We start from the raw sequence: 24,177 nt of genomic DNA, 5'->3' as shown, positions 1-24,177 counted from the left end.
GTGGCCTGTGCATGGCTGGCGGCGCTGACGCTGCCGACCGGCGCACCGGTGGCCGGGTCGAAGACGCTCAGGCGTGGCTGGTCGGGCCCGCTCCTACAGGTACGGCGCCGTCCTCAAGAAGCTCAGCAAGCCTTCGACGCCTCGCTCACCCGGTGGTACGCCCGGTTGAAGTACACCAGCCCATCGTCCGCGCCGCCCTGGCGGATGCCCTGTACCTCGCAGTAGAAGATGCTGTGCGACCCCACCTCATGCACCTGGGCGATGCGGCAGTCGAAGTTCACCAACGCCTCCTGCATCACCGGCGCACCGCTTTGCAGCACGCTCCAGTGGGTGACGGCGAAGCGCTCTTCCATGCTCATGGCCTTGTTGGCGAACGCTCCCGACAGCGCCTGGTGCGTGCCGGCCAGCACGTTCACGCACAGCGTGCCGTTGGCCTTGAAATGCGCGTTGGAGTGCGAATTGCGGTTCATGCACACCAACAAGGTGGGCGGTGAGTCGGTCACGCTGCACACCGCCGAAGCGGTGAAGCCGAAGCGCCCGGCAGGACCATCGGTGGTGATCACCGAGACCGCGCCACCGAGCATGGCCATCGCGTTGCGAAAACTGCTTATGTCGACCATGGTCGTTCTCCTCAGATATCCAGCACGAGTTTCTTGGAACGGGCCCGCGAGCAACACACCAGGATCTGGTCGTTGGCGGCTTTTTCGTCGTCGGTCAGGTACACGTCGCGGTGGTCCGGCTCACCTTCGAGCACATCGCACAGGCAGGTACCGCACACACCCTGCTCGCAGGAAATCTCGATCTTGATACCCACGCCGGCCAGGGCGTCGAGAATGGTCTGGCCCTCGGCAACCTGCACCACCTTGTTGCTGCGCGCAGCGACCACCTCGAAGCTGTCACCCGAGGCGTCCACCTCGACCTGGAAGTACTCCTTGTGGATATGGTCCTCGGCATAGCCCTGGCCGCGAGCACCGGCGATCACCCAGTCCATGAAGCCCGAGGGGCCGCAGGTGTACATGTGCGTGCCCGCCTCGGCCTTGCCGAGCACGGCGGCCAGGTCCAGGCGCTGGGCCGAGTCTTCATCGTCGAAGTGGGTGCGCACCTTGCCAGCGAAAGGCGCATCGCCCAGCTCTCTAAGGAACGCGCTGCGGCTGCGCGAGCGGCCGCAGTAGTGCAGCTCGAACTCGGCGCCGCACTGGTGCAGGGCGTGGGCCATGGCGATCATCGGGGTAATGCCAATGCCACCGCCCAGCAGGATCGAGCGGCGCGCCGACGGCTCCAGCGGGAACAGGTTGCGCGGCGCGCTGATCTGCACCTCGCGCCCTTCCAGCAAGGTGTCGTGCACGCCCAACGAGCCGCCACGCGAGGCCGGGTCCTTGAGCACGCCCAGGCGGTACACCTGGTCATCGGCCGGGTCGCTGCATAGCGAATACTGGCGCACCAGCCCCGGGGCGATATGGATATCCACGTGCGCGCCGGCCTCGAAGCGAGGCAGCGACGCACCATCGGTGCGGGCCAGGTCGAGGACGACGACGCCGTCACCCTGCACCTCGCGCTTGCGCACCACTACGTTCAACAGTTGTTCAGTCATGGCCGGTGTCCCGTGGTTCGCCAATGGAGGTTCAACGCATGAACAGCCCGCCGTTCACGTCCCAGGTCGCCCCGGTGGTGAAGTAGGCTTCGGGCCGCGCCAGTTGCACGATCAGGTCGCCGAGGAAATTCGCATCCCCCAGGCGCTGTACCGGAATGTTCGCCAGCAGCCCCGGCAGACGCTCGGCAGGCACTGCGGCATGCACCGCAGGCGAGTCGATCGGGCCTGGGGCGATGGCATTGACGGTGACGCCGCGGCTGGCGAATTCCTTGGCGAAGATCTTGGTCAGGGTGACGATGGCGCCCTTGCTCGCGGCGTAGTGGGCGCCGGTGGCGGTGCCGCCGTTCTGCCCGGCCAGCGAGGCCATGTTGATGATGCGCCCGTAGCCGGCTTCGGCCAGGTGCGCACCGAGCACCTGGCAGCCGAGGAACACGCTGCGCAGGTTCACACCCACCACCGCGTCGAACTCCTCGGGGCTGATCTGCATCAGCGGCGTGGTCTTGGTCACGGCGGCGTTGTTCACCACCACGTGCAGCGCGCCGAAGTGCTCCAGCACCTGGGCCAGCGCCTGCTCGAAGTCGGCCTTGCTGGCGACATCCAGCTTCACCGCCAGCACCCGACCGCCCTGCCCTTGCAGCTGCCCGGCACAGGCTTGGGCCTGGGCGAAATCGCGGTCCGAGACCACCACATCGAAGCCTGCGGCCAGCAGGCGAGCGCAGAAGCGCGCGCCCAACCCTTGCCCAGCCCCTGTAACCAGCGCGACCTGGTTCATCACAGCCTGGTTCATGGCGCCGCCCTCAGAGGATGTAGCCGATACCGGCAAGGGTATCGTCGCTGTTGATCAGGCTGACCAGCTTGCGCTGGATCTTGAAGCTGCCTTCGTGGCGCACCAGCTCGAAGGTGAGGTCGGCGCTGTAGTGCTTGAGGCTCTCCTTGCGGAACTCACGCAGGTTCTGGGCGCAGCGCACGGTCACCATGGCGCCGTCGTCGGCCAGCACGCGAATGCGCGAAATCGTGCGCACGGTGCGCGGCTGCGGACTGGTGGAGATCGATTCGCCGCCGATCAGCCGCTGCACGCGCAATTTGCGCATGTGGTGGTCGTCATAGGCGTAGTTCAAGGTGTTCTCGAAATCGGTGGCCTTGGGGTCGATCGGGATGATGTAGGTGCCCTTCTCGCTCCACAGGCTCAGCCAGGCGTCGAACTCGCCGTGGTCGAGCATGTCGCCCTCTTGCCAGATGAAGGCGGTGACTTCTTGCAGCAATTGCAGGTTCATGAGGGTTCTCCAGGGCTCAGGCCGACATCATCTTTTTCCACTGCTGGTACGCCGCGCGCATGCCGGTTTCGGCACTCACGTCGGAGATCAGCCCGTCTTCGCTCGGCTTCTCGCCGGGCAGGCCACGGTTGAGCATGATCCACAGCTCTTCACCGGCCTTGGCGCCCTTCTGCACACGCTCCCACGCCTCGGAGTCGTCCGGGGTGCCGAAGCCCATGGGGCCCTGGAAGTGCTCGTGCAGGCGCAGGCGGTAGCGGTTGGCCACGGCCGGGCCGCCGTCCATGGTGATGACCGCGTGGTGGATCTCGGTCTCGGTCACCGAAATCGGCTGCAGCACGCGGAAGAACGCCATCGAGCAGGCCACGTTAGGGAACAGGTTGAGGTTGAAGCCCGAACCGCCCACCGCACGCACGATGCGGCGTACCTGCTGCTCTTCGATGCCCTCGTCGCGCAGCTCCGCGGCCAGGCCTTCGAAGCGCTCGGGGATGGGTTTGTCCAGGTCCGCTTCCAGGTCCACCAGTTCGGGAATCATCACCATCACGCTGTGGCCGTTGCCCAGGTCCTCGACATAGCCGGGGCCCTTGACGAAGTCGAACAGCTCCAGGGTTTCTTCATCCACCGAGGACAGGAACGACTTGTGCACCAGCGGGAAGTGGTAGGCGTCGGTGGTGTTCTCCAGCTGGATCTTCCAGTTGCCGGGGAAGCGGAAGCGGTGCTCGCCGGGCACTTTCACGCCGTAGCCGGCGCCTTGCTTCATGAACAGGTCGATCCACTTCTTCGCCGCGCCCAGGAAGTCTTCCAGCGGCTCGATGTCGTCCTTGAAGGTGGCGAAGATCATGCCGGCGTAGCTTTCCACACGCAGGCTCACCAAAGGCAGCTCGGCCTTGTCCAGGCAGTCGCCGTAGCTCTCCGGGTGCGGAATGCCGCGCAGCGAGCCGTCCAGGGCATAGCCCCAGCCGTGGTACGGGCAGACGAAGCTGGCGGTCTTGCCCTTCTTGTGCTCGCACACCGTGGCGCCACGGTGGCGGCAGCGGTTGAGCAGCACGTGCACGTCTTTCTTGCGGTCGCGCACCACGATCACCGGCTGCTTGCCGATGTAGGTGGTCTTGTAGTTGCCCGACTCGGGGATCTCGCTCTCGTGGGCGACCCAGATCCAGGTGCTGTGGAAAATCTTCTCGAGCTCGGCGTCGAACAACGCCGGGTCGGTGTACAGCGAGGTGTGCACGCGGTCGGCCTGCACCAGTTCGGCGGGGTCGACCGCCAGGTTGACGGCGGGAATCAGGTTGGTCACGGAAGGCTCCTTGCCAGCCTCGGTGCTGGCAGTGCTGTTGTTCTGTGGAGGGGTTCAGCTGCGCTGGATGATCAGTTCGCGGCCAACCCGCGCCTCGACCTTGGCGTAGCGCCAGAGCTTGAACGGGCCGTCGCCCACGGCGGTGGTGCGGAACAGGTTGCAGGCGGCGTGCACGGTCTCGATGTCCGGTACGTCGGCCAGCAGGTAGGTGGTCCAGGGGAAGCCATCGGAGGGGCCGACCATGCCTTGGTCGTCGTCCATGTTGCCCAGTACGTTCACCCCAGCCAGGTCGTGGATGCCGTTCCACATGGCGCTGAACGCGGCCCAGACTTGCAGCTGCTCTTCACGCGGGGCGTCGAAGAAGTTCTGGTTGATGCCCATGCAGAACAGCACGCGCAGGGTTTTCTTGTCGCTCATGAGAATCTCCTCGAAAGTTACAGGTAGCCCGGCAGAGGCTGCTTGCCGAAGAACATCGCTCCGGCGTTCTGGTAGGTGACATCGCCCATGAAGGCGTGCTGGGTGACCACCTGGGCGTCGTTGACGCAACGTGCCAGGGGGCTGTCGTTGTAGATGCCGGTCATGCCCGAGAGCATTTGCGCCGAGCGCGCCACATCGGCGGCCACGCGGGTGGCGTGGGTGGAGGACAGGCGCAGCAGGTTGGTGGCTTCGACCGGTACCGGGTCGCCGGCCAGCACGTGCTGCCAGGCCGCATCGATGGACTCGTAGAAGAACGCCCGCGCCGAGCGCAATGCCGCCTCGCACTTGGCCACGTCGACCTGGGCCAGGGGTCGGTCGGCCAGCGCCGGAGCGCCCGTCACCGAGATACGCCCACTGGCCATGCCGGCCAGCTCGTCCAGCGCTGCGCGGGCCACGCCCAGGCCGACCACCGAAAGCACCTGGGTGGCGAAGGACAGCGAGGGGTAGCGGAAGAACGGCTCGTCGAGGTTGGGCTGGCCACCGCGAATGAAGGTCCACTCCTCGCCCACCACCACATCCTCGACCACCAGGTCGTGGCTGCCGGTGCCGAGCAGGCCGACGGTGTCCCAGGTTTCCTCGATGCGCGCGCTGGCACGGGGGATCACCGCCAGGCGTGGCAGGTCGAGCTTGTCGCCGTTGCGCGGGGCGATGCCCACGCCAACGATGTCGGCGCCCATCGAGCCGCTGGAGTATTTCCAGCGGCCATTGATACGAAAGCCACCGGCAACCACTTCGGCCGGTTGCGGCGGGAAGATGCCGCCGGCGAACACGGTGTCGGGGTTGTTGCGGTACAGGTTGGAGATGGTCTCCAGCGGCAGCGCGGCCAGATACACCGGGCTCATGCCGAAGCTCGCCACCCAACCGGCGGAGCCGTCGGCGTGGGAGATGCGTTCGACCATTTCGCAGAACTCGGCGGGCGAGCACTCCAGGCCACCAAAGCGCTTGGGCACCAGGGCGCGGTACACGCCGTGGGCCTTGAACGCATCGATCACATCCCGGGAAATATGGCGTTGGCGGTCGAACTCGCCCAAGCGGGCACGATCGCGAATTCCATCAAGCAAGGCCTCGAACGCAGGGCCGGAAGAAAGCGCAGACGCAGAGGCGGCGCTCAGGCAAAGCGGATCCATGGAGTTTCTCCGTCTTTAGCTACGGGTTGGAACAAGGTGGCAGGGGTGAGCAAATTCACCAGGAAGCAGTGGCGACGTGGCGCGCCTGGGTGTGGACAGGCACCGATCACTCGCACGGGATGCGAAATTGGCGGCATGGCATTGGCCTTCTTGTTGTGTGTGCCGATGGGGTGAATTTGGGATTATTTACGTGAATTGTCAATTAATTTTTCACGCGAAAAATCCACCAAAAAAAGGCAAAAGAAGACCGTATATATTGATAAACACTTGTTAAGTAAGGAGATATTTTGCTTTTCTTAGGCGGGAAGATTTTTTATTTTTTCTGAAAAAATCTTTGGAGTAGCGGAAAAAACTAGAATATTTGGCGCCGCTCTCTGTAGGAGCGGGCTTGCCCGCGAACCAGGCAACGCGTTGGATGGCACCGGCTACGCCGGTGTTCGCGGGTGAACCCGCTCCTACAGGGCTCGCGTCAGTCAGCCGTGATCCCGGCATAGCAGCGCAGGTACCGCGCGCACATAGATCAGCTCGAACACCAGCTCCACCAGGGCCTGGGTGATCACCGCCGCCGCCGCGAGCCCGCGCAGCTCTTCCGGCAAGGCCAAGGCCAACGGCAGCACTACCAGCGAATTACGCGTCGAGGCACTGAAGGTCGCTGCTCTCGCTGCGCCTGCCGGCAACTTGAAGGCCCGCGCCACCAGCGCGCCGATAATCGGGGCCAGCACCGCAAACGCGATATACACCGGCAACACCGGCGCCAGCTTGTCGATCTGGCTCACCACCGGGGCGATCTGCGAACCGACCACTACGACCAGCACCGCCGCCATCGCCGGCACCGGCAACCAGGCCCAGGCATCGGCCCATACCCTGACCGCACTGCTGCGCTTGACCAGCGCTTCGGTCAACAGCGCAAGAAGCAGCGGTGCCACGATCAGCACCAGAAAGGCTTCGAGGAACGGCGCCACCTGCATTTGCACCCCGGCACTCCCACTGAGCATCAAGCCCAGGTACAGCGGCAGCAAAGCGAGCTGAAGCAGCAGCAGGATAGGCGTGGCAGCCAGGATCAGCCGTGAATCGCCTCGGCCGATATGGGTGAACACCACCACATAGTCGATGCACGGCGTCAGCAGCACCAGCAGCACACCTACCAGGATGGCCGGCTGGCCCTCCAGAAAGCGCGTAAGCCCCCAGACCAGCAGCGGTATCAACACGAAGTTGGTGAGCAGCAGCGCGGCCATGAAGGGCTTGTTGCGCAGACCCTCGCGCAGGTTCAGGAAGGGGATCTGCAAGAACATCGCGTACATCAATACTGCGATGCAGGGCGTCACCAAGGCCGACAGCCCTTGCGCAGCAGAAGGCGCCAGCAACCCACCAGCGGCGGCGAGTATCACCACGACGAAGTAGAGGGGGATCTGGTTGTGCTCGAGGGTGTCTCGGGTCATGGGGCTCTCAGGTGCAAGGCATGGACGAATGGCCTGCATGATGGCGCATCGATCCCCTCACGTCGCCCCACAACCGAAAAAACAGGTCGGCTTTTTGCCTCACAGGTTGCAGCCGTTTTTTCACCACCGTTAAACCTGTGAATCGTTGTGTATTTCACGTGCTCCCCAGTGGAAGAAACCTGGCCCTGTCATACGATCGAAGCCTCCCTGTGCTTGCACACAACCCGCTACGAACATGACCCCCTGGAGTTCGCCACGATGCCCCAAGTGCAACCGGATTTGCGCACACCCTCCGCCCCGCTCAAAGGCCAGGCCGTCTTCGACGACGCGTTGAGCAAGGCCAAGGTACGGCTAACGGGGAACACAGGAAATCCAGAGGCGAAAACCGGCGACGACGGCGGTGGCAAGCAAGTTGGCCCGCAGGTCAAGGCGCCGACTTTCGGTGAGTACAAGAGCATCGAAAAATCCAAGGACGGCAAGGACACCCTCACCTTCACCACCCGCGACGGCCAGACCACCGTGGTGGACCGGCAAAAGACGCCTGAACTGTACGCGCAGGTGCTCAAGGACAAGCTGACCCTCGACGCCCAGGCCGACGGCTTTACCCTGTCGGTGGATAACAGCGACATGCTGTGGTACGCCGACCACATCACCGGCATCGACACCCGGCATGCCGACAAGGGGGTGATCACCTACACCTTCGGCGCCAACAAGTCAGTGATCAACGACACCCTGACCCCGGACACCTTCAAGCGTCTGCAACAGGCCAAGCAGGCGCTGGCGTACAAGGACCAGGGTTACGCACTGGTCGGCGGCGACCAGCAATTACCGCTGAGCAGCAGCGAATACAAGCACATCAAGCACCTCGACAACGGCCTGACGCTGGTCGAGACCAAGGACGGCAAGCGCTACGTCATCGGCAGTGAATTCAACCCCGAGCTCTCCCAGCAACTGGGTTACCAAAGCGCCGTGCAGAAGGTGATCGACCAAGGCAAGGCCGAGGGCTACGAGCTGGTGTCGTCACTGCCGAGCGACTTCGACGTCACCAAGATCACCGTCGAATCCATCGACAAGGACACCGGCGTCATCCAATTCCAGTACGACGGCCAGAAGTACCTGCTGCCGCCCGGCGACGCGCAAGAAGCCGAGAGCAACCTGCCGCCCGGTATCCGCATCGGCAAGGGCGGCGCCAACGACAAGTCGCCTAGCCTGGAACTGCGCGGTACGCGCCTCTACGAGCTGCTGTCGGCGCTGAAGGCAACCGAAGGCACCATGGCCAACCAAGCCTTGGTCAATGCCATCAAGAACCACGATGAGCTGGCCAAGGACAACGCGCCAACGGTCTCCTTGAGCGAGATCGACAACATCCACGCCTACCAGGAAGGCGGTGTGCAAGTCGTGACCTTGAAGAGTGGCCGAACCATCACCGTGATCCAGGCGCTGGCCCCCGAGTCGTTCAAAGCCTATGCCGAGACCGCCAAGGCCTTGGAAGGCATCAAGCGCGCCGAGGGCGACGGCTACCGCCTGGCCGGCAAGGACGAGTACCTACCCAGCACCGACGATATCTCCGGCATGGGGGCGGTGGGCGACTACGGCCCCGGATTGATCGCCTTCACCTACCAGAAACCCGGTGGCCAGCAGGAAAAGATCATCGTCAGCCAGGACCTCAACCCCGAGATGTTCGCCCAGGTCGCCGGGCACCGCGGCGAAATCGCCGCGCAGGTCAGCGATGTCGATGCCCTGCGCGCCAAGCACGGCCTGCCGCCGGCCAGCGAGCTGGACTACAACAACCTGCCGACCACCGAGATGGACGAGGAAGGCCAGCCACTGGGCGTCCAGGACCTGATGTTGCGAGACCTGGTCAAGGAATACCGCGACGGCGTGGCCAATGGCAGCATCACTGCCGACGACCCACGCGCCAAGTTCCTGCGGGCGATCGAAGCCAAGAGCATGGCCGAGAACGGCATGCAAATCATTCCCGAGCACGGTATCCGCCGCAATGCCGACGAGCCCATCGAGGTGACCGACCGTGATGTCCGCGAGCAGATCTTCGACCTCAAGGCCATTGACCAGCAACTGCTGGAACTGAGCGGCAACGAGACCATCGCCAACGACATGCAACGCCTGCAGAAAAACGCCCAGGCCAAGGTGCAGGGCGGTGAAGGCAAGATCACCGAGGCCCAGGAAAAGCTCAAGACCATGGCCAACTCCCAGGGCTTTCGCGAGTACATCAAAGAACTCAAGGACGCTGGCAACCTGGAGTTGGCACAGCAGGAAATCCAGCAGACCTACCTGGCATTGGCGCAGGTCGATCCGAAGGTCGCCGAGCAGTTCCTCGGCGACCTGACCCGCGACACCCTGATCATGGACCTGGACGGCATCATGGCCGACCCCAGCAAGATCAGCCCGGAAAACAGCGCCCTGGCGGCCACCGACACCACCAAGTATTGGCTGCGCGCTGCCCGCGCGTTTTCCGATATCCCCAACCACTCGATCAACATCTGGGAAACCACGATCGAGAAGGTCTACAACAACAAGCCCGATGCCGCTGCGTTCGGCAACATCTACGCAGACCTGGGCGACAAGTATTTCCGCAACGGCAGCATCAGCCAGGCCGACATCGATGCCGCCTTCGCCAAGGAACAGAACGCCTTCAGGGCACTTTCCACCACCGAGCGCGAAGGCTTGGTCAAGCTGTTCACCACCATGAAGGACACCGGCACCTTCGGCAGCATGTCGGGCATATTCGGCCTGGCCCGTGGCGTCTACCAGTTGCACGGCGACCCGGCGAAGATGGCGTCCACTGCCGAAGGCCGCCTGGCCATTTCCGCCGACTTCGTCACCTTCGCCAGCTTCTCCAATGGCTTCGTCACGCTCGGCGCGAAGACCTACGACCACATCTTCAAGACCAAGATCTACGACCACCTTGGCCTGAGCAAGACCATCCCGGACATGTGGCGCAAACCGCCGCCCACGACCCAATTGCCGCAAGAGCTGGAGACCGACTTCTCACGGCGCCTGGCACAGCAGGACTTCCTGCCGGACAAACCGGACGTCTATGTACCCGACGGCAAGGGCGGCTTCCGCGTCCAGCCTGGCGGTGCCAACAGCGGTGGCGCCTGGGTGCCCGACGCGAACGGCGGCAATGCCACCCGTGGCGGCCCCAACTTCAACCCCGAGGCATTCAAGGCCGGTTACCTGGATGGCAAGTACAACACCAACTACCGCATCCAGGGGGCGAACACCGGGCACCGCATCGCAGGTTCGGTGTCGCGCTTCCTGGGCTCGGCTGGCGACCTGGTCGGCGGTGTCACCGGGATCGTATTGGGTGGGTTCTCGATCCGCGATGGCTTGAAGAACCATGACAGCATCCAGACCGCTTCCGGGTTCCTGAGCGTATTCGGCGGTGCGGGCAGCACGGTCGCAGGCCTTGCCAGCGTCAATGGCGCCTGGGGCATCATCGGCGGCACTGCGGGGCGGCTGCTTGGCGCAGCGGGGCCTGTAGGCTTCCTGGTCGGGGCCGTGCTGGGTTTCGTCGGCGCCATCCTCAGCATCGACCGGACCAAGAAGCTGCACAAGATCTCGATGCAGAACTGGGACAACATCAAGGCCTTCGAACAGCAAGGGTTGCTCAAGCCAGGGGGCGCGGAAAACTACGTCTGGCTGCAAACCTACCTGTCCGACTGGGGCCAGCGCGATGCGCCAGCCGACCAGAGCATCTTCGATTTCCGCAAGGACGAGTTCGATAACCGCCAGCACCGCACAGGCAGGGACCAGTGGGGCCCGGGTAACCACAAAGACTACGAAGGCGATGGCAAGAACCGGGTGACCAAGGACATGGAGCGCTCCGACAGGGACCACTGAGGCGCGCGGCCAAAAACGAAAAAACCCAGGCCATCTCCGCACGGGATGGCCCAGGCCTAAAACCAACGGGTGAACAGGTCCGATCAGGCGTCCTGAAGCGCTCGCGGACGCTGGCTGCGGTCCTCGGCGCCAGGCGCCTTGGCGGTCTGCAACTGGAAGTCGAAGTTCAGCTCGGCGAAACGCTCGCCCTGCACGCCACGGTCACGCGCCGCTGCGGCATCGTCGATGAAGCGCAGGTCGCCGATCAGCCCGTCACGGGTGGCATAGGCGAAGTCGTCCCACAGGTACTCGTCACCCGCCAGGTTGATCTGCGTGGTCAGGTGACGATGCCCCGGCGCCGAGACGAAGAAGTGGATGTGCGCCGGACGCTGGCCATGGCGGCCCAACAGGTCGAGAGCTTCCTGGGTGGTGCCGGTGGGTGGGCAACCGTAGCCGACCGGCACGATGCTGCGCACGCGATAGCGGCCTTCGGCGTCGGTGAGGATACGACGGCGCAGGTTGAATTCCGATTGGCGCGTGTCGAAGTGCGAATAGGTGCCCTTGGTGTTGGCATGCCACACATCGACAGTGGCGCCCGCCACCGGCTTGCCGTCGGTGTCCAGCACCTGGCCACCCAGGAACATCACGGTGCCCGGGTCGGTGCCGTCGTCCATGCGCGCCTCGCCTTCGCTCAGCGGCGCACCGGCCACGTACAGCGGGCCTTCGATGGTGCGCGGGGTGCCGCCGGTGAGGCCGGCCTGCTCGTCGCGGGCATCTTGCAGCAGGTCGAGGAAGTGCTCGATGCCCAGGCCCGCCACCAGCAGGCCGGCTTCCTGGTTCGAGCCCATGCGGTTGAGGTAGTCCACCGCCTTCCAGAATTCGTCGTCGGTCACTTCCAGGTCTTCGATCAGGCGCGCGGCATCGTTGAGGATGCGCAGCACGATCTGCTTGAACCTTGGGCTGCCCTGGTCGTTGCCGAGCCCGGCCACTTCCTTGAAGAACGCTTGTACATCGGCAGTCTGGGAAATCTTCACGGTCATTTTTGCTTACCTCGAATTGTTCTTGTCAGGTAGAGGGGATCAGCGGTCGTCCTGGTGAATCGACGACGGGTGACGGCACAGGCCGTCGATCTCGATCTCCATGTACGGGAACAGCGGCAGTTGCATCAGGGTATCGTGCAGCGCCTCGACACTGGGCAGGTCGAATACGCTGTAGTTGGCGTAGTGCCCGGCGATGCGCCACAGGTGGCGCCAGCTGCCCTCGCGTTGCAGGCGCTGGGCGAGTTCTTTCTCGTCGGCCTTCAGTTGCGCGGCCTTGGCCGGGTCCATGTCGACCGGCAGTTTCACGGTCATCTTCACGTGGAACAGCATGGGTGGCTCTCCTTGAATGGCAAAAGGTTCAGCGGCGGGCGAAGCGGGCCAGGCGCGCTTCGTCCAGTTCCAGGCCCAGGCCCGGGGTGCGCGGTACGTGCAGCTGGAAGTCGCGGTACTCCGGGGCCTGGGTGACGATTTCCTCGGTCAGCAGCAGCGGGCCGAACAGTTCGGTGCCCCAGGTCAACTGGCGCAGGGTGACAAAAGCATGGGCCGAGGCCAAGGTACCGACCGCGCCTTCGAGCATGGTGCCACCATACAGCGCGATACCGGCAGCCTCGGCGATTTGCGCGGTGCGCAGCACGGCGCGGGGGCCACCGTTCTTGGCGATCTTCAGGGCGAAGATGCTGGCCGCACCATCGGCGGCCAGGCTGAAGGCGTCCTCGACGCTCTCGATGGATTCGTCAGCCATGATCGGCGCCGGGCTGCGCTGGTTCAGGCGAATCTGGCCGCCGCGGTTGATGCGCGAAATGGGCTGTTCGATCAGGTCGATGCCGTTGTCGCCCAGCACCTGGCAGGCACGAATGGCCTGGGATTCGTCCCAGTACTGGTTGACGTCCACGCGCACGCTGGCCTGCTCGCCCAGCTCGCGCTTGATCGCCACCACGTGCTTGAGGTCTTGCTCCAGCGGGTTGGCGCCGATCTTCAGCTTGAACAGGCGGTGGCGGCGAATCTCCAGCATGTGCTGGGCTTCGGCGATATCGCGGGCGGTGTCGCCGCTGGCCAGGGTCCAGGCCACTTCCAGGCTGTCGCGCACACGCCCGCCCAGCAGCTCGCTGACCGGCAGGCCCAGGCGCTTGCCCTGGGCATCGAGCAATGCGCTTTCGATGGCGGACTTGGCGAAGGTATTACCCTTGGCCAGCTTGTCCAGCTTGAGCATGGCGCCATTGATGTTGTCGGCGGGCAGGCCGATCAGCGCAGGCGCCAGGTGGGTGTCGATATTGGTCTTGATGCTTTCCGGGCTTTCGTTGCCATAGGCCAGCCCACCAATGGTGGTGGCTTCGCCGATACCTTCGACACCATCGCTGCAACGCAGGCGCAGGATCACCAGGGTCTGTTGCTGCATGGTGTGCATCGCCAGCTTGTGCGGGCGAATGGTCGGCAGGTCGACGATAAACGTCTCCAGGCGCTCGATCAGGGCATTGCTCATCGGTCAGGACATCCCGTGGGTTTACTTATGCAGCAAGGATTGCGCGCCGGTTGCAGAACGGTCCAATATCAAATGAATCTCCCACCATACCCTGGAGGTCTTGTGGAGCTCCGTCACCTGCGTTACTTCAAGGTGCTCGCCGAAACCTTGAACTTCACCCGTGCCGCCGAACTGCTGCACATCGCCCAGCCGCCGTTGAGCCGCCAGATCAGCCAGCTGGAAGACCAGCTCGGCACCCTGCTGGTGCTGCGCGAGCGCCCCTTGCGCCTGACCGAAGCCGGGCGCTTTTTCTACGAGCAGACCTGCAACGTATTGCGCCAGCTGGAACAGATCAGCGAGAACACCCGGCGCATTGGCGAAGGCCAACGCCAGTGGCTGGGCATTGGCTTCGCCCCCTCGACCCTGTATGGCGTGCTGCCCGAACTGATTCGCGAACTGCGCCGCGACGCCGAGCTGCAACTGGGGCTGAACGAGATGACCACGGTGCAGCAGGTGGAGGCGCTGAAAAGCGGCCGTATCGACATCGCCTTCGGGCGCATCCGCATCGAGGATTCGGCCATCACCCAGCAGGTGCTGCGCGAAGACCCGCTGGTGGCCGTGCTGCCCAGCGGCCATGCCCTTGCAGGCCAGGCCCTGACCCTGGAGCAACTGGCCAGCGAGCCCTTCGTGCTGTACCCCGCCAACCCGCGCCCCAGCTACGCCGACCATATTCTCGCGCTGTTCGCCCACCATGGCCTGAGCGTCAAGGTCAGCCAGTGGAGCAATGAACTGCAAACCGCCCTGGGCCTGGTGGCTGCCGGGCTGGGCGTGACCCTGGCACCGGCCTCGGTGCAGCAGCAGCACCGCCCTGACATCGAGTACGCCAACCTGCTCGACCCCAGCGCCGTCAGCCCAATCATCCTCAGTCGGCGCAAGGGCGACATGAGCCCCATGGTGCAACGCTGCCTGGCGCTGATCGAGCAGGTCAACCTCAGCGCACCGGCCCCAGGCATTCGCCCAGCCACTGGCTGAACACCCGCACCCGCGCCGACAACTGGCGGCTTTGCGGGTACACCACCGACACCGGCAGCGGCGGCGGCGCCAGCTCCGGCAGCAACACCTGCAATTGGCCTGTGGCCAGCTCATTGGCAATGCGGTAGCGCGGGACCTGGACGATACCCTGCCCTGCCAGCGCCGCACCGGTATAGAGGTCGGCCCCAGTCACCGAAACCTTGGACGGCAACTGGCGCTCGACCACCTCTCGCCCCACCTTGAACTCCAGGCCCAACACCCGGCCACTGGCGCTGGAGACATAGGCCACGGCGAAATGCTGGTCCAAGTCGTCGAGGCTGCTCGGCGTGCCGTATCGGGCCAGGTACGCGGGGCTGGCCACGGTTACCTGCTCCAGGCTCGCCACCTGCCGGCCGATCAGCGTCGAGTCTTGCAAGGTGCCGGCACGCAGCACGCAGTCCACGCCCTCGCGAACTAGGTCGACCAGGCGGTCGTCCTCGCCGATGTGCAAGGTGATATCGGGGTAGCGCGTCAGGAACTCGCCCAGGGCCGGCATCAGGAAATAGCGCGCCAGGGTGCCTTGCAGGTTGACCCGCAGCAGGCCCTTGGGCGGGGCGTCGCGAAAGGCGCTCTCGCTCTCCTCGAGGTCCGCCAGCAGGCGCACGCAGCGCTGGTAGTAGGCCTCGCCATCGTGGGTTGGGCGCACATGCCGGGTGGTGCGCTCCAGCAGCCGCACGCCCAGGCGCTGTTCCAGGCGCTTGATCAGGTTGGTAACCGTGGCGCGGGGAATTTGCAGGTCCTCGGCGGCCTGGGAAAAACTGCGGCGCTCATTGATGCGCACGAATACCTGCATTTCCTGGAAGCGGTCCATTTATAGGTCCTCTACTGCGTACGCGCCCACGAGAAAATACCTGGGTCAGGTGGGAGATAATTAATGTAAATGAAACACTGATAGTCATCTCAAGGCAATTATTTATTCCATCGAACAGCCCACACTCCTTCTTACTTGTTCAGCCCCTGTAGAAGGAAAGCCCCATGACCACTCCAGTAGCCCTCGTCACCGGCGCCTCCCGCGGTATCGGCGCCGCCATTGCCCGCCGTTTGTCCCGCGATGGTTTCGCCGTCGCCATCAACTATGCCAACAGCAGCAGCGAGGCCGAGGCATTGGCCGCCGAGCTGCAAGAGGCCGGTGGCAAGGCCATCGCCATCAAGGCCGACATCGCCAGCCCCGGCCAGGTGCAGACGATGTTCTTGACCGTCGAACAGCAGCTGGGCCGCATCGATGTGCTGGTGAACAACGCCGGCATCCTCAAGTTGAGCCCGCTGGCCGACAGCAGCGACGAACTGTTCGCCGAGACTTTCTCCATCAATACCCAGGGCGTATTCAACACCCTGCGCGCCGCCGCCACACGCCTGAACGATGGCGGACGCATCATCAACCTGTCGACCACCGTGCTGGCGTTGAAGCTGCCCAACTATGCGCTCTACAGCGCCTCCAAGGCTGCCGTCGAAGCCTTCACCGGGATCTTCGCCAAGGAACTGCGCGGGCGCAGCATCACGGTCAACGCCGTAGCGCCGGGCCCCGTGGCCACCGAGCTGTTCTTCAATGGCAAGACCGAGGAGCAGATCCAGCACTTCGCCAAGCTGTCGCCGCTCGAACGCCTCGGCCAACCCGACGACATCGCCAACGTCGTGGCCTTCCTCGCCAGCCCCGAAAGCGGCTGGGTCAACGGCCAGGTACTGCGTACCAACGGCGGCATCGCCTGAACCAGGAGATCGACATGAGCCATTCATCCGCATCACCGCGTGCTTACTTCACCGTGACCCTGGTCGCCGCCGTCACCGCCTCGCTGGCTGCGGCCAGCGCCCTGGCCCTGGGGCTACCGGTGTGGGCGATGTTCATCGGCTGGATCGCCTTCTTCACCCGCGGCCTGACCACCCGCTCGACCCTGGAAAACCTCGGCTGCGTGTGGCTGGGCATGACCATTGGCGCGATCGCGGCCGCCGTCACCGGCCTGCTGGCACCGACGACAGGGCCGCTGCTGGCGGTCCCCTTGGTGGTGTTCGGGGTCGCCCTGCTGGTAGTCAGCTTGCGCGGCCTGCCGGTGCTGAACAACCTGCTGAGCTATTTCCTCGGCCTGGTGGCGTGGTTCGCCGCACACCTGGAGCCGTCGCTGGAAAGCCTTCAGCACCTGGCCAGCGCCAGCACCCTCGGGTCGTTCGCCGGCTGGCTTTCGCACCATGCGCCCAAACGCCTGCTCACCACCGCTGCCTCGCCGCACTGATCGCCACATGCCCAAGCGCTTGCCGTGCTCATCCTGCGCGTAGATCCGATGAGCATGGCAAGCGGTTGCTTGTGAAAGTCGAACCCTCTCGCCGTGCATTATCCACAGCAGATTTTCACGACATTTCACTTGACCGGCAGCACTTGATTCACAACCGCGAGGCAGTCGAAACCCTCAACGCAAAAATCATTCATCCAATTGATTTAAAAGGTATTTTTAATTAACAAAAGCCTTTTCCAGCATGAAATAAAACTGACTTGAGCGTTCTTTATCGTCGGCCCTCTCTCCACTGCCCGAGGCCCGGTCATGAAGACCACCAGCACCGAAGACGTAAAACCCTCCACGGGAAAAAAGGCTGCCGATTTCTTCGAAAATGCGCTCAGCAAGTCGTTGCTGGCACTCAAGCAAGCGCCCCAGGAGGCAGCGAACGGCCCGCGCATCTTCATCGGCGCTGCGGTGCAAAACCCCCGCGAGAAAAACCTCGCCGCCGCACTCGCCACCGGCGACCCGCAAGTCGCCAAGCACCTCGACGACCCGAACCTGGCCGATATCGGCAACACCGGCATCCCCCTGGCCAACATCGCCTCGATCACCAAGCTTTCCGACAACGTGCTGGAACTCAAGACCCGCGACGGCCGCACCATCGTCATCATCAAGCAGATCACCGAATACCTGTTCGAGGGCATGGCGGGCAAGACCGACGCCGTCGAGGTGCTGAACAAGAGCAAGGCCGAGGGCTACCGAATCGCCCAGCGAGGCGACGTGGCGCCTGGCCTTGGCGACTACAAGGCGATCGGCGTGGTCGACGAGGTCGGGCCTGGGATGATCCGTTACGAGACCTGGTCCGGCGACAAGGTCATCGTTAGCAACGAGGTCAACCACGACCTGTTCAACCAGGTGAACAACGACACCGATACCCTTGCGCTGATCAACAAGAGCACCGCTGAAGGCTACCGCCTGGCCGGTGCCGACGAATCGGCCGAAGGCATCACCGGCCTCGGCAGTGTGGAGGAACTGGGCCACGGGCTGATCCGCTACGAGAACGGCAAGGGCGAGAAAATCATCGTCGCCCAGGGCATCAGCCCCGAGCTGTACGCCTCGATCGCCAACGACTCCAAGGGCGCCTTTGGCTCAGACGGCGTGATCGACACCAGCTGGCTCGACAGTTCCAAGTACGCCAGCGGCATACGCGAATGGGACACCCTCACCGGCAACAAGGGCAACGCGCGCCCCAGCGAACGGGAAAAGAGCCTCGAGCGCCCACGCGCCGCCGCGAAGATGCTCAGCGACAACTGGGACAACTGGGGCCTGCATGACCGCAAGATCAGCTTCGCCAACCCACCCAGCGACCTGCCCCCCGAAGCGCAGGCGTGCCTGAAGTACATCGCCAGCAGCCCGAGCCTGATGAGCGCCCTGGACAGCGGTGGCCTGGGCAGGAGCGACGGGGTCATCACTTGGGCTGAGACCGACCGCTTCATCCGCCAGTCCAACCTCGACCTGTCCGCCGCGAACTCGGCCTACGACAAGTTCCTCAAGAACAATCCCGGCGCCTCGGAGCTGGCCAAGGAAAACGCCCGCTCCGCCGCCCTGGTCATGGCCAATATCTCGCTGGTCAGCAGTGCAGGGCCGGCCATGCAGGGCGAGAACCAGCGTGCCAACAACGGCAGCCTGACCACCGACAACCTCAACGCGATCAAGACCGACAAGGCCCTGAGTTCCGAGCTGACGGGCGCTGCGGGCTACTGGTCCAACCTTGGCATGTGGAACGTGCTCGACCCGGCCGGCGACCACCCCGCCACCGCGCGCGACGACGGTATCGTCCAGCAGCACAACCTCGGCAAATGGCTGGAGGGCCAGGCGCCGAAGGACGACCACGGCGTGCTGATGATGCTCAGCAACGCCTCGGTCAGAGGCTCGCTGACCGGCGTGGATACCTCCGGCCTTGGCAAGGACATCCTCGAACACCCCGAAAACTACGACGGCAAGACCAAAGCCGCAGCCATGCTGGAGATCACCGACGCCCGCGTGCGCCTGCAAGCCAGCGACAAGGTCGACGGCGACCTGTACGCCGGGATCACCGCCGACTACGAGTACCAGCTCAACCCGACCAAGTCCAAGGTCATGCAGCAGCTCGACGACGCCATCGCCAAGCTCGCCGCCGACCCGGACGTGCAGGACTTCCTCAGGCTCAACCAGGGCCAGGGCATGCGCGACATCGTCGCGCAGAGCCCGGCGATCAAAAAGGCCCTGCAACACAGCCAGGACAGCCGCATCAACAGCGGCGAGATCATCAACGCCAGCCTCGCCGCCAAGCACCCTGACGGCACTCCGGTTTCCCTTCCCGAAGCACTGGCCATGGCGGGTACCGATGCCACCCTGACCGACCTGGCCCTGGGCGGGGATGGCAAGGTGGACCTGGCCGCCATCGCCGATAAATCCGGCAAGGCAGGGGACATCGAACAGTATTTCCGTGAACATATCCTCAATGGCCAGGACCTGGCCGATGCGCTCGCCAAAGGCGGCGACCCGATGGTCGCGATCAGCCAGTTCGGCACCCAGGCGGCGCTGTTCAAGGAGTTTCTCGGCGACAAGGTGTCCGCCCAGGATGCTTCCGAGGTGCAGCAGCGGATCAACCAGGCGGTGTCCGAAACCCTGGTCGACGGCGCCACCGCCGATACCCTCAAGGACATCTTCGGCGACGGCAACGGCAACTTCGACGAGGCCAAGGTCACGGCCATCATCGAAAAAGCCATGGCCGAGGACCCGAACCTGTTCACCGACGCCAGCGGTAAACCGATCCAACCACAGGACGTGGTTGCACTGGTGCGCGCGACCTGGGACCTGGGCCGCCAGGGCGAGAAGATCAGCGATGCCCTGCCCAAGGCGATCGATGGGCTCAAGCTCAATGTCAGCGAGTCGTACAAGCAGGGCCTGCTGCACATCGGCAGCGCCATGCTGGCCGGCGGCGTGCTGGTGGCCCGCTCCACCACTGGCGGCAACACCCCGACCGAAAACGCAGCAAGGGTTTCGGCAGGCATGCAGTTCGCTGGCCTGATCATCGAGGGCGGCACCAAGTACGCCAAGGAAGCGGGCTACGGGATGGTGTGGAAGCCCACGCCGATCGACCCGAGCAAACCGCAAGGCATCGGTGATTTCCCCACCGGCAAGATGGTGCAGCAAACCGGTGGCATCGACCGCCTGGGCAACCTGGGCAAGATCGTCGGCGGGGCAGGCAGCTTCGTCGGTGGGGTGCTGGGCCTGATCGGCGGCGTCAACGCGGCCTTCGCCGGCGACAAGGTCAATGCCGGGTTCTCGTTGACCACCGGCATCCTCGGTACGGGCGCAGCGATCAGCTCGATCATCGAGGGCGCTGCCGGGCTGTTCGGCTTGGGTACCGTCGGCAGCGTCGCCGGCGCGTTCGCCGGTGTGCTGGGTTGGGCGACGGCGGGGCTTGGCGTGGTGCTCGGGATCGTCTTCCCGATCATCGAGGTGAGCAAGCGCGAGAAGATGCAGGACCAGTTCTTCGGTGAGCTCAAGCCGGTACTCGACAAGTACGAGCTGACAGGCGGCCCGGTCACCCAGAAAGACAAGGACGCCATGTACGACTTCCCCTACGGATGGGGCGCGTAGCGCCGACTGCTTGCGTGCGCTCGGTTTCAATACGCTCTGAAACTCCAGCGCACGCGGCTCGCTACAGCATTGGCGACATTCCGCCACTGCAACTCAAGCGCACATTAACAATTTCACAACACTTATTAACACTTGCATCGTACCCAGCGACAGTTGAGTAATTACTCAAATAGCGTTCAGCCCTTTTAACGCGGGCTATTCGAACTTTTATAACCCCCACACCGCATCAGTTTGTTAACACTTCTGTTCTTCCTACATTTTGCGACACCGTTCACAAATATAATTCTGGCGGTTTTTCGCCAGCGAACCAATAGCCCAAATGCCTGTCGTCGGGGCTTTCAAGAGATCTGTGGCGCATCGCTGAGACGCTTTTGATACAAGCCTTAATCCGCTGACGTAGCCCTTTGCCAGCTTGGCTTACGGCCATTTTCAAGTCGCATTTCGATCAGCCTTTCGAATGAATAGCATGTCGCCATCATTCGGTTTACCGAACAACACGCCGCTGGCTCATCCGGATTACCGAACATTCGAACACCGAAGTTATATCGTCATAATTTTCCCCGAGAGTTCTACCCCGCCCCTTCGACTGCATCGTAATTACCATGGCACGATACTTGCGCTCTTTTCCCTGCCGACAACCTCGGCTACACACAACTTTCACACAACCTACTGCTGTGAAATTCCGTGCACTGGCACATTGCCCTGCTTCGAAAGGTATTGAGACGAACATAGAAACTATTACTCCGGAAGTGCCGTTTCTCTGTCCCTGTGAACCCATAAAAGGCGCCTGTAATCGCCGATAACTAACTCATTCACAAAGGTTTGATCATGCCCTTCAACAGACCCCAGCCCGGAACGATAGTCACCCTCGACGCCCTGGACCTCCCCGACCCGGAGAACGCCTTGTGCTTCGGCCCCTTCGTGCTCTTCCCCCAGCAGCAGCTGCTGTTCAAGCACGGTGAACCTGTGCATTTGGGCAGCCGCGCCCTGCAACTGCTGGTCACCCTGGCCAGCCGCAGTGGCGAGCTGCTGGAGAAGAACGAACTGCTGGCGCTGGTCTGGCCCAAGGTGGTGGTCGAGGAATGCAACCTGCGCGCGCAGATGACCACACTACGCCGCGTGCTGGGTGACGAAGGCGACTTCACCCATATCGTCACGGTGCCAGGCCGAGGCTATCGCTTCGTGGCGCCGGTGACTGTCCGTGAAGCCAGCGTTGCACCGGCCATGGCGCCCAGGCCAGAGCCTGAACTGCCGAGCCTGAGCGGTAGCGTCATGGGGCATGAGCATACCTTGCAGGCCTTGGGTGAAGAGCTGCGTGGGCGCCGCCTGATAACCCTTACCGGCAGCGGCGGCATCGGCAAGAGCACCCTGGCACTGGCCTTGGCCAATGCCCTGGAGGTAGATTTTCCTGGGGGGCGCACCCTCCTCGACCTCACCGACACCCTCAGCGGTGTGGCCCAGCAGCTCGCCAGCGCCCTGGGCATCGAGGCCAGCCCTGAGCCGCTGACCGAGCTCGCCGCTCGGCTGGGCAACAGCCGCCACCTGTTGATCCTCGATAACTGCGACCAGGCCCTGGAAGACACTGCAGCCACCGTCGAAGCGCTGCTGCGCCTGGTGCCGTCCTGCCATATCCTGCTCACCAGCCGTGAGCCACTGCACATCGAAGGCGAGTTCGTCCACGAAGTGCCACCGTTGTGCGCGCAGACCAGCACTCATGCCTGCTGCGCCGACGAGGCGCTCACTGCCCCGGCGGTCCGCCTGCTGGTGGAGCGCGCCGCCGCACTGGACAGCGGCTTTCGCTTCAGCGATGCCGAGGTGCCTGCGGCCCAGGCGATCTGCCGCATGCTCGACGGCAACCCGTTGGCCATCGAAATCGCCGCTTCCCACGTCAGGGCCTTTGGCCTGGGCTACCTGGTGGAACTGCTCGAAGGTGAATTCCGCTTGCAGATGGCCAGCCGGCGCAACAGCTCGCCGCGTCATCGCACGCTGCAAGCTTTGCTGGACTGGAGCCATGCTCGCCTGAGCGCCCAAGAGCAGGCAATGCTGCACCAGCTGTCGGTCTTCGCCGGTTCCTTCACCCTGGCCAGCGCCAAGGCCGTGGTCGATGTCAGCCCAGGCCAGTTCCAGGACTCGGCCTGGCTGCTCGAAGGCTTGCTGGACAAATCGCTGTTGCTGGCCGCCAGCGCCACCCCAGTGAAACGCTACCGGCTGACCCACAGCACGCGCCTGTACGCCGCCCAGAAACTCGGCCAGCACCCCAATGCCCGGGCCCTCGCGCAGCGTCATGCCAGGTACACCCTGGGCGAACAACGCCGCGCCTCGCTCGAGCTCGAACAGCTGGCCCCAGAGGCCTGGCTAGCCCAGCAAAGCCAGAACATCGACTGCGTACGCGCCGCCCTGACCTGGTGCTTCGGCGACCAGGGCGACCCAACCCTGGGCGTGGAGCTGGTGCTGGCGAGCGTGCCCCTGTGGCTGCGCCTGTCGCTGATCGAGGAATGCCACGAGTGGGTCAACAGCGGCCTGCTGTTCGCTGCTGCCAGCACCCGCCAACGCATGCAACTGCTGACCATCTCGGCCAGCGTCATGACCCTGGCCCAAGGTGCCGGCCAGGCAATTCGTACGGCCTGGCAGCACGTGATCGACGACGCCCGCACCCTGGGCGACTACGAACATGAACTGCGGGGCCTGTGGGGCCTGTGGCACGACCTGTGTTGCTGCAACCGGCATCAGGAAGCCTTGCAACTGGCCGAGCGCTACATCCAGCTCAGCGACCATACCAACAGCCTCGAGCGGCGCCTGCTGGGGCGGCGCATGCGTGCCAGCCCACTGTTCTACATGGCCGACTTCGAGGGCGCGCGACAAGCCATCAACGAGGCCTTGAGCTTCCCGCAGACGCCCCGAAGCCATGTGGTCGACAGCCACTTCGACCAGTCCATCGCGGCACGCTCGCTCAAGGCGCAGGTCCAGTTGCTGCAAGGCCAGGTCGGCCAGGCGCTGCTGACCCTCGAAGGCAACGTCGATGCCGCCACCGGCCTGCATCACCCGGCCAGCCTCTGGTATACCCTGACCTTCAGCGCCATTCCGGTGACCCTGCTGGTCGGCCACGAAAAACGCAGCCGCGAATTCCTCCAGCGCCTGGGCAGCAGCCTGGATGGCCATGAAATGCCGGTGTGGCGCCTGTTCATCCGCTGCTTCGAACATATCCTGGCGATTCGCGATGGCCAGGTCGAAGACGGCGTGCGCGGCCTGAGCGAAGCCCTCGACCACTTGCAGGCCCTGGGCGGCAGCCCACTCTACTGCCTGGTGCGCAGCGAATATGCCCAGGGCTTGGCACGCCTGGGGCTGGCGCAACTGGCCGTGGAAATCATCGAGCAGACCCTGGACGTCACCGCCGCCCGGCAAGAGTTCTGGTTCCGCCCCGAGCTGTTGCGGGTCAAGTCGCAACTGCTGGCCCAGTCGGACAACCCTGAGCATCGTGCCCAGGTGCTGGAAACCCTGAACCTGGCCATGGCCGAAGCCAACCAGCAGGGCGCGCGCTTCTGGGCCGGGCGCATCGCCGCCAACCTGTCGCAACTGGCCAACCGCAACACCACGCCACTCCAGCCCCGCGAGGTCGATCAAAGCTGGGAACAACGCCGCCAGGAACGCCAACAGGCGAGCACACAGGTTTCACATACGTGAAACCTTGTTAAAAGACGTAAAGGTTTGTA

Annotated in this window: 18 protein-coding genes; 6 read left to right on the top strand and 12 right to left on the bottom strand. The window is 63.8% G+C overall.

The annotated features are described in order from the left end of the window. Positions 1–122 precede the first annotated feature (122 nt). The 8 genes from ACQKPE_RS11785 to ACQKPE_RS11750 all read right to left on the bottom strand — a co-directional run bounded on the left by ACQKPE_RS11785 (position 123) and on the right by ACQKPE_RS11750 (position 7,199). On the bottom strand, positions 123–620 hold the full coding sequence (locus ACQKPE_RS11785) for a flavin reductase (protein ID WP_427665965.1): 498 nt from the start codon (positions 618–620) through the stop codon (positions 123–125). An 11-nt stretch (positions 621–631) separates the two neighbouring features. Continuing rightward, positions 632–1,591 carry a PDR/VanB family oxidoreductase gene (locus tag ACQKPE_RS11780; protein WP_427665963.1) on the bottom strand — a complete coding sequence of 320 codons (960 nt, stop codon included), beginning with the start codon at positions 1,589–1,591 and terminating at the stop codon, positions 632–634. 31 nt (positions 1,592–1,622) lie between these two features. Beyond that, entirely contained in the window at positions 1,623–2,363 is a 741-nt protein-coding gene (locus ACQKPE_RS11775) for an SDR family NAD(P)-dependent oxidoreductase (protein ID WP_427665970.1), read from the bottom strand. Between the two features lie 25 nt (positions 2,364–2,388). Beyond that, positions 2,389–2,865 (bottom strand): aromatic-ring-hydroxylating dioxygenase subunit beta, encoded by a 477-nt coding sequence (locus ACQKPE_RS11770; RefSeq protein WP_427665961.1) that lies wholly within the window; start codon positions 2,863–2,865, stop codon positions 2,389–2,391. Between the two features lie 16 nt (positions 2,866–2,881). Continuing rightward, positions 2,882–4,156, bottom strand: coding sequence for an aromatic ring-hydroxylating oxygenase subunit alpha (locus ACQKPE_RS11765; protein ID WP_427665959.1), 1,275 nt, complete (start codon positions 4,154–4,156; stop codon positions 2,882–2,884). A gap of 54 nt (positions 4,157–4,210) precedes the next feature. Beyond that, positions 4,211–4,573: an IacB protein gene (locus ACQKPE_RS11760; RefSeq protein ID WP_427665957.1), complete on the bottom strand. Its 363-nt coding sequence runs from the start codon at positions 4,571–4,573 to the stop codon at positions 4,211–4,213. 17 nt (positions 4,574–4,590) lie between these two features. Then, on the bottom strand, positions 4,591–5,760 hold the full coding sequence (iacA, locus tag ACQKPE_RS11755; protein ID WP_427665955.1) for an indole-3-acetate monooxygenase: 1,170 nt from the start codon (positions 5,758–5,760) through the stop codon (positions 4,591–4,593). A gap of 473 nt (positions 5,761–6,233) precedes the next feature. Continuing rightward, positions 6,234–7,199, bottom strand: coding sequence for an arsenic resistance protein (locus ACQKPE_RS11750; RefSeq protein WP_427665954.1), 966 nt, complete (start codon positions 7,197–7,199; stop codon positions 6,234–6,236). A 258-nt stretch (positions 7,200–7,457) separates the two neighbouring features. Here ACQKPE_RS11750 and ACQKPE_RS11745 point away from each other — a divergent pair, with 258 nt between their 5' ends. After that, positions 7,458–11,063: a hypothetical protein gene (locus tag ACQKPE_RS11745; protein ID WP_427665952.1), complete on the top strand. Its 3,606-nt coding sequence runs from the start codon at positions 7,458–7,460 to the stop codon at positions 11,061–11,063. Positions 11,064–11,146: 83 nt separating this feature from the next. On the opposite strand, the gene catA is transcribed toward ACQKPE_RS11745, so the two are convergent. The 3 genes from catA to ACQKPE_RS11730 are packed head-to-tail and all read right to left on the bottom strand — an operon-like array spanning position 11,147 to position 13,562. Continuing rightward, complete coding sequence (gene catA / locus ACQKPE_RS11740; RefSeq protein WP_427665950.1) at positions 11,147–12,082, bottom strand: catechol 1,2-dioxygenase; 936 nt, start codon at positions 12,080–12,082, stop codon at positions 11,147–11,149. A 39-nt stretch (positions 12,083–12,121) separates the two neighbouring features. Further along, on the bottom strand, positions 12,122–12,412 hold the full coding sequence (catC, locus tag ACQKPE_RS11735) for a muconolactone Delta-isomerase (protein WP_375099500.1): 291 nt from the start codon (positions 12,410–12,412) through the stop codon (positions 12,122–12,124). Positions 12,413–12,440: 28 nt separating this feature from the next. Beyond that, on the bottom strand, positions 12,441–13,562 hold the full coding sequence (locus ACQKPE_RS11730; protein WP_427665948.1) for a muconate cycloisomerase family protein: 1,122 nt from the start codon (positions 13,560–13,562) through the stop codon (positions 12,441–12,443). A gap of 102 nt (positions 13,563–13,664) precedes the next feature. On the opposite strand from ACQKPE_RS11730, the gene ACQKPE_RS11725 reads away from it, so the two are divergent. Continuing rightward, positions 13,665–14,573, top strand: a complete 909-nt coding sequence (locus tag ACQKPE_RS11725; protein WP_427665946.1) for a LysR family transcriptional regulator — start codon at positions 13,665–13,667, stop codon at positions 14,571–14,573. Here the strand turns inward: ACQKPE_RS11725 and ACQKPE_RS11720 are convergent. Beyond that, positions 14,533–15,423 (bottom strand): LysR substrate-binding domain-containing protein, encoded by an 891-nt coding sequence (locus ACQKPE_RS11720; protein WP_427665945.1) that lies wholly within the window; start codon positions 15,421–15,423, stop codon positions 14,533–14,535. The genes ACQKPE_RS11725 and ACQKPE_RS11720 overlap by 41 nt on opposite strands. Before the next feature lie 164 nt (positions 15,424–15,587). On the opposite strand from ACQKPE_RS11720, the gene ACQKPE_RS11715 reads away from it, so the two are divergent. The 4 genes from ACQKPE_RS11715 (at position 15,588) to ACQKPE_RS11700 (ending at position 24,148) form a co-directional block, all read left to right on the top strand. Next, positions 15,588–16,319, top strand: coding sequence for an SDR family oxidoreductase (locus ACQKPE_RS11715; RefSeq protein WP_427665943.1), 732 nt, complete (start codon positions 15,588–15,590; stop codon positions 16,317–16,319). 14 nt (positions 16,320–16,333) lie between these two features. Further along, positions 16,334–16,837, top strand: a complete 504-nt coding sequence (locus tag ACQKPE_RS11710; RefSeq protein WP_427665941.1) for a DUF1097 domain-containing protein — start codon at positions 16,334–16,336, stop codon at positions 16,835–16,837. Between the two features lie 306 nt (positions 16,838–17,143). Further along, on the top strand, positions 17,144–20,467 hold the full coding sequence (locus ACQKPE_RS11705) for a type III effector HrpK domain-containing protein (protein ID WP_427665939.1): 3,324 nt from the start codon (positions 17,144–17,146) through the stop codon (positions 20,465–20,467). A gap of 828 nt (positions 20,468–21,295) precedes the next feature. Beyond that, positions 21,296–24,148 carry an ATP-binding protein gene (locus ACQKPE_RS11700; protein WP_427665938.1) on the top strand — a complete coding sequence of 951 codons (2,853 nt, stop codon included), beginning with the start codon at positions 21,296–21,298 and terminating at the stop codon, positions 24,146–24,148. Positions 24,149–24,177 lie beyond the last annotated feature (29 nt).

This window comes from Pseudomonas sp. NPDC089554, assembly GCF_050280645.1.
Taxonomy (GTDB): Bacteria; Pseudomonadota; Gammaproteobacteria; order Pseudomonadales; family Pseudomonadaceae; genus Aquipseudomonas.
Note: the sequence above shows the minus strand (reverse complement) of the source record. Positions and strands in the feature narration are given on the sequence as shown.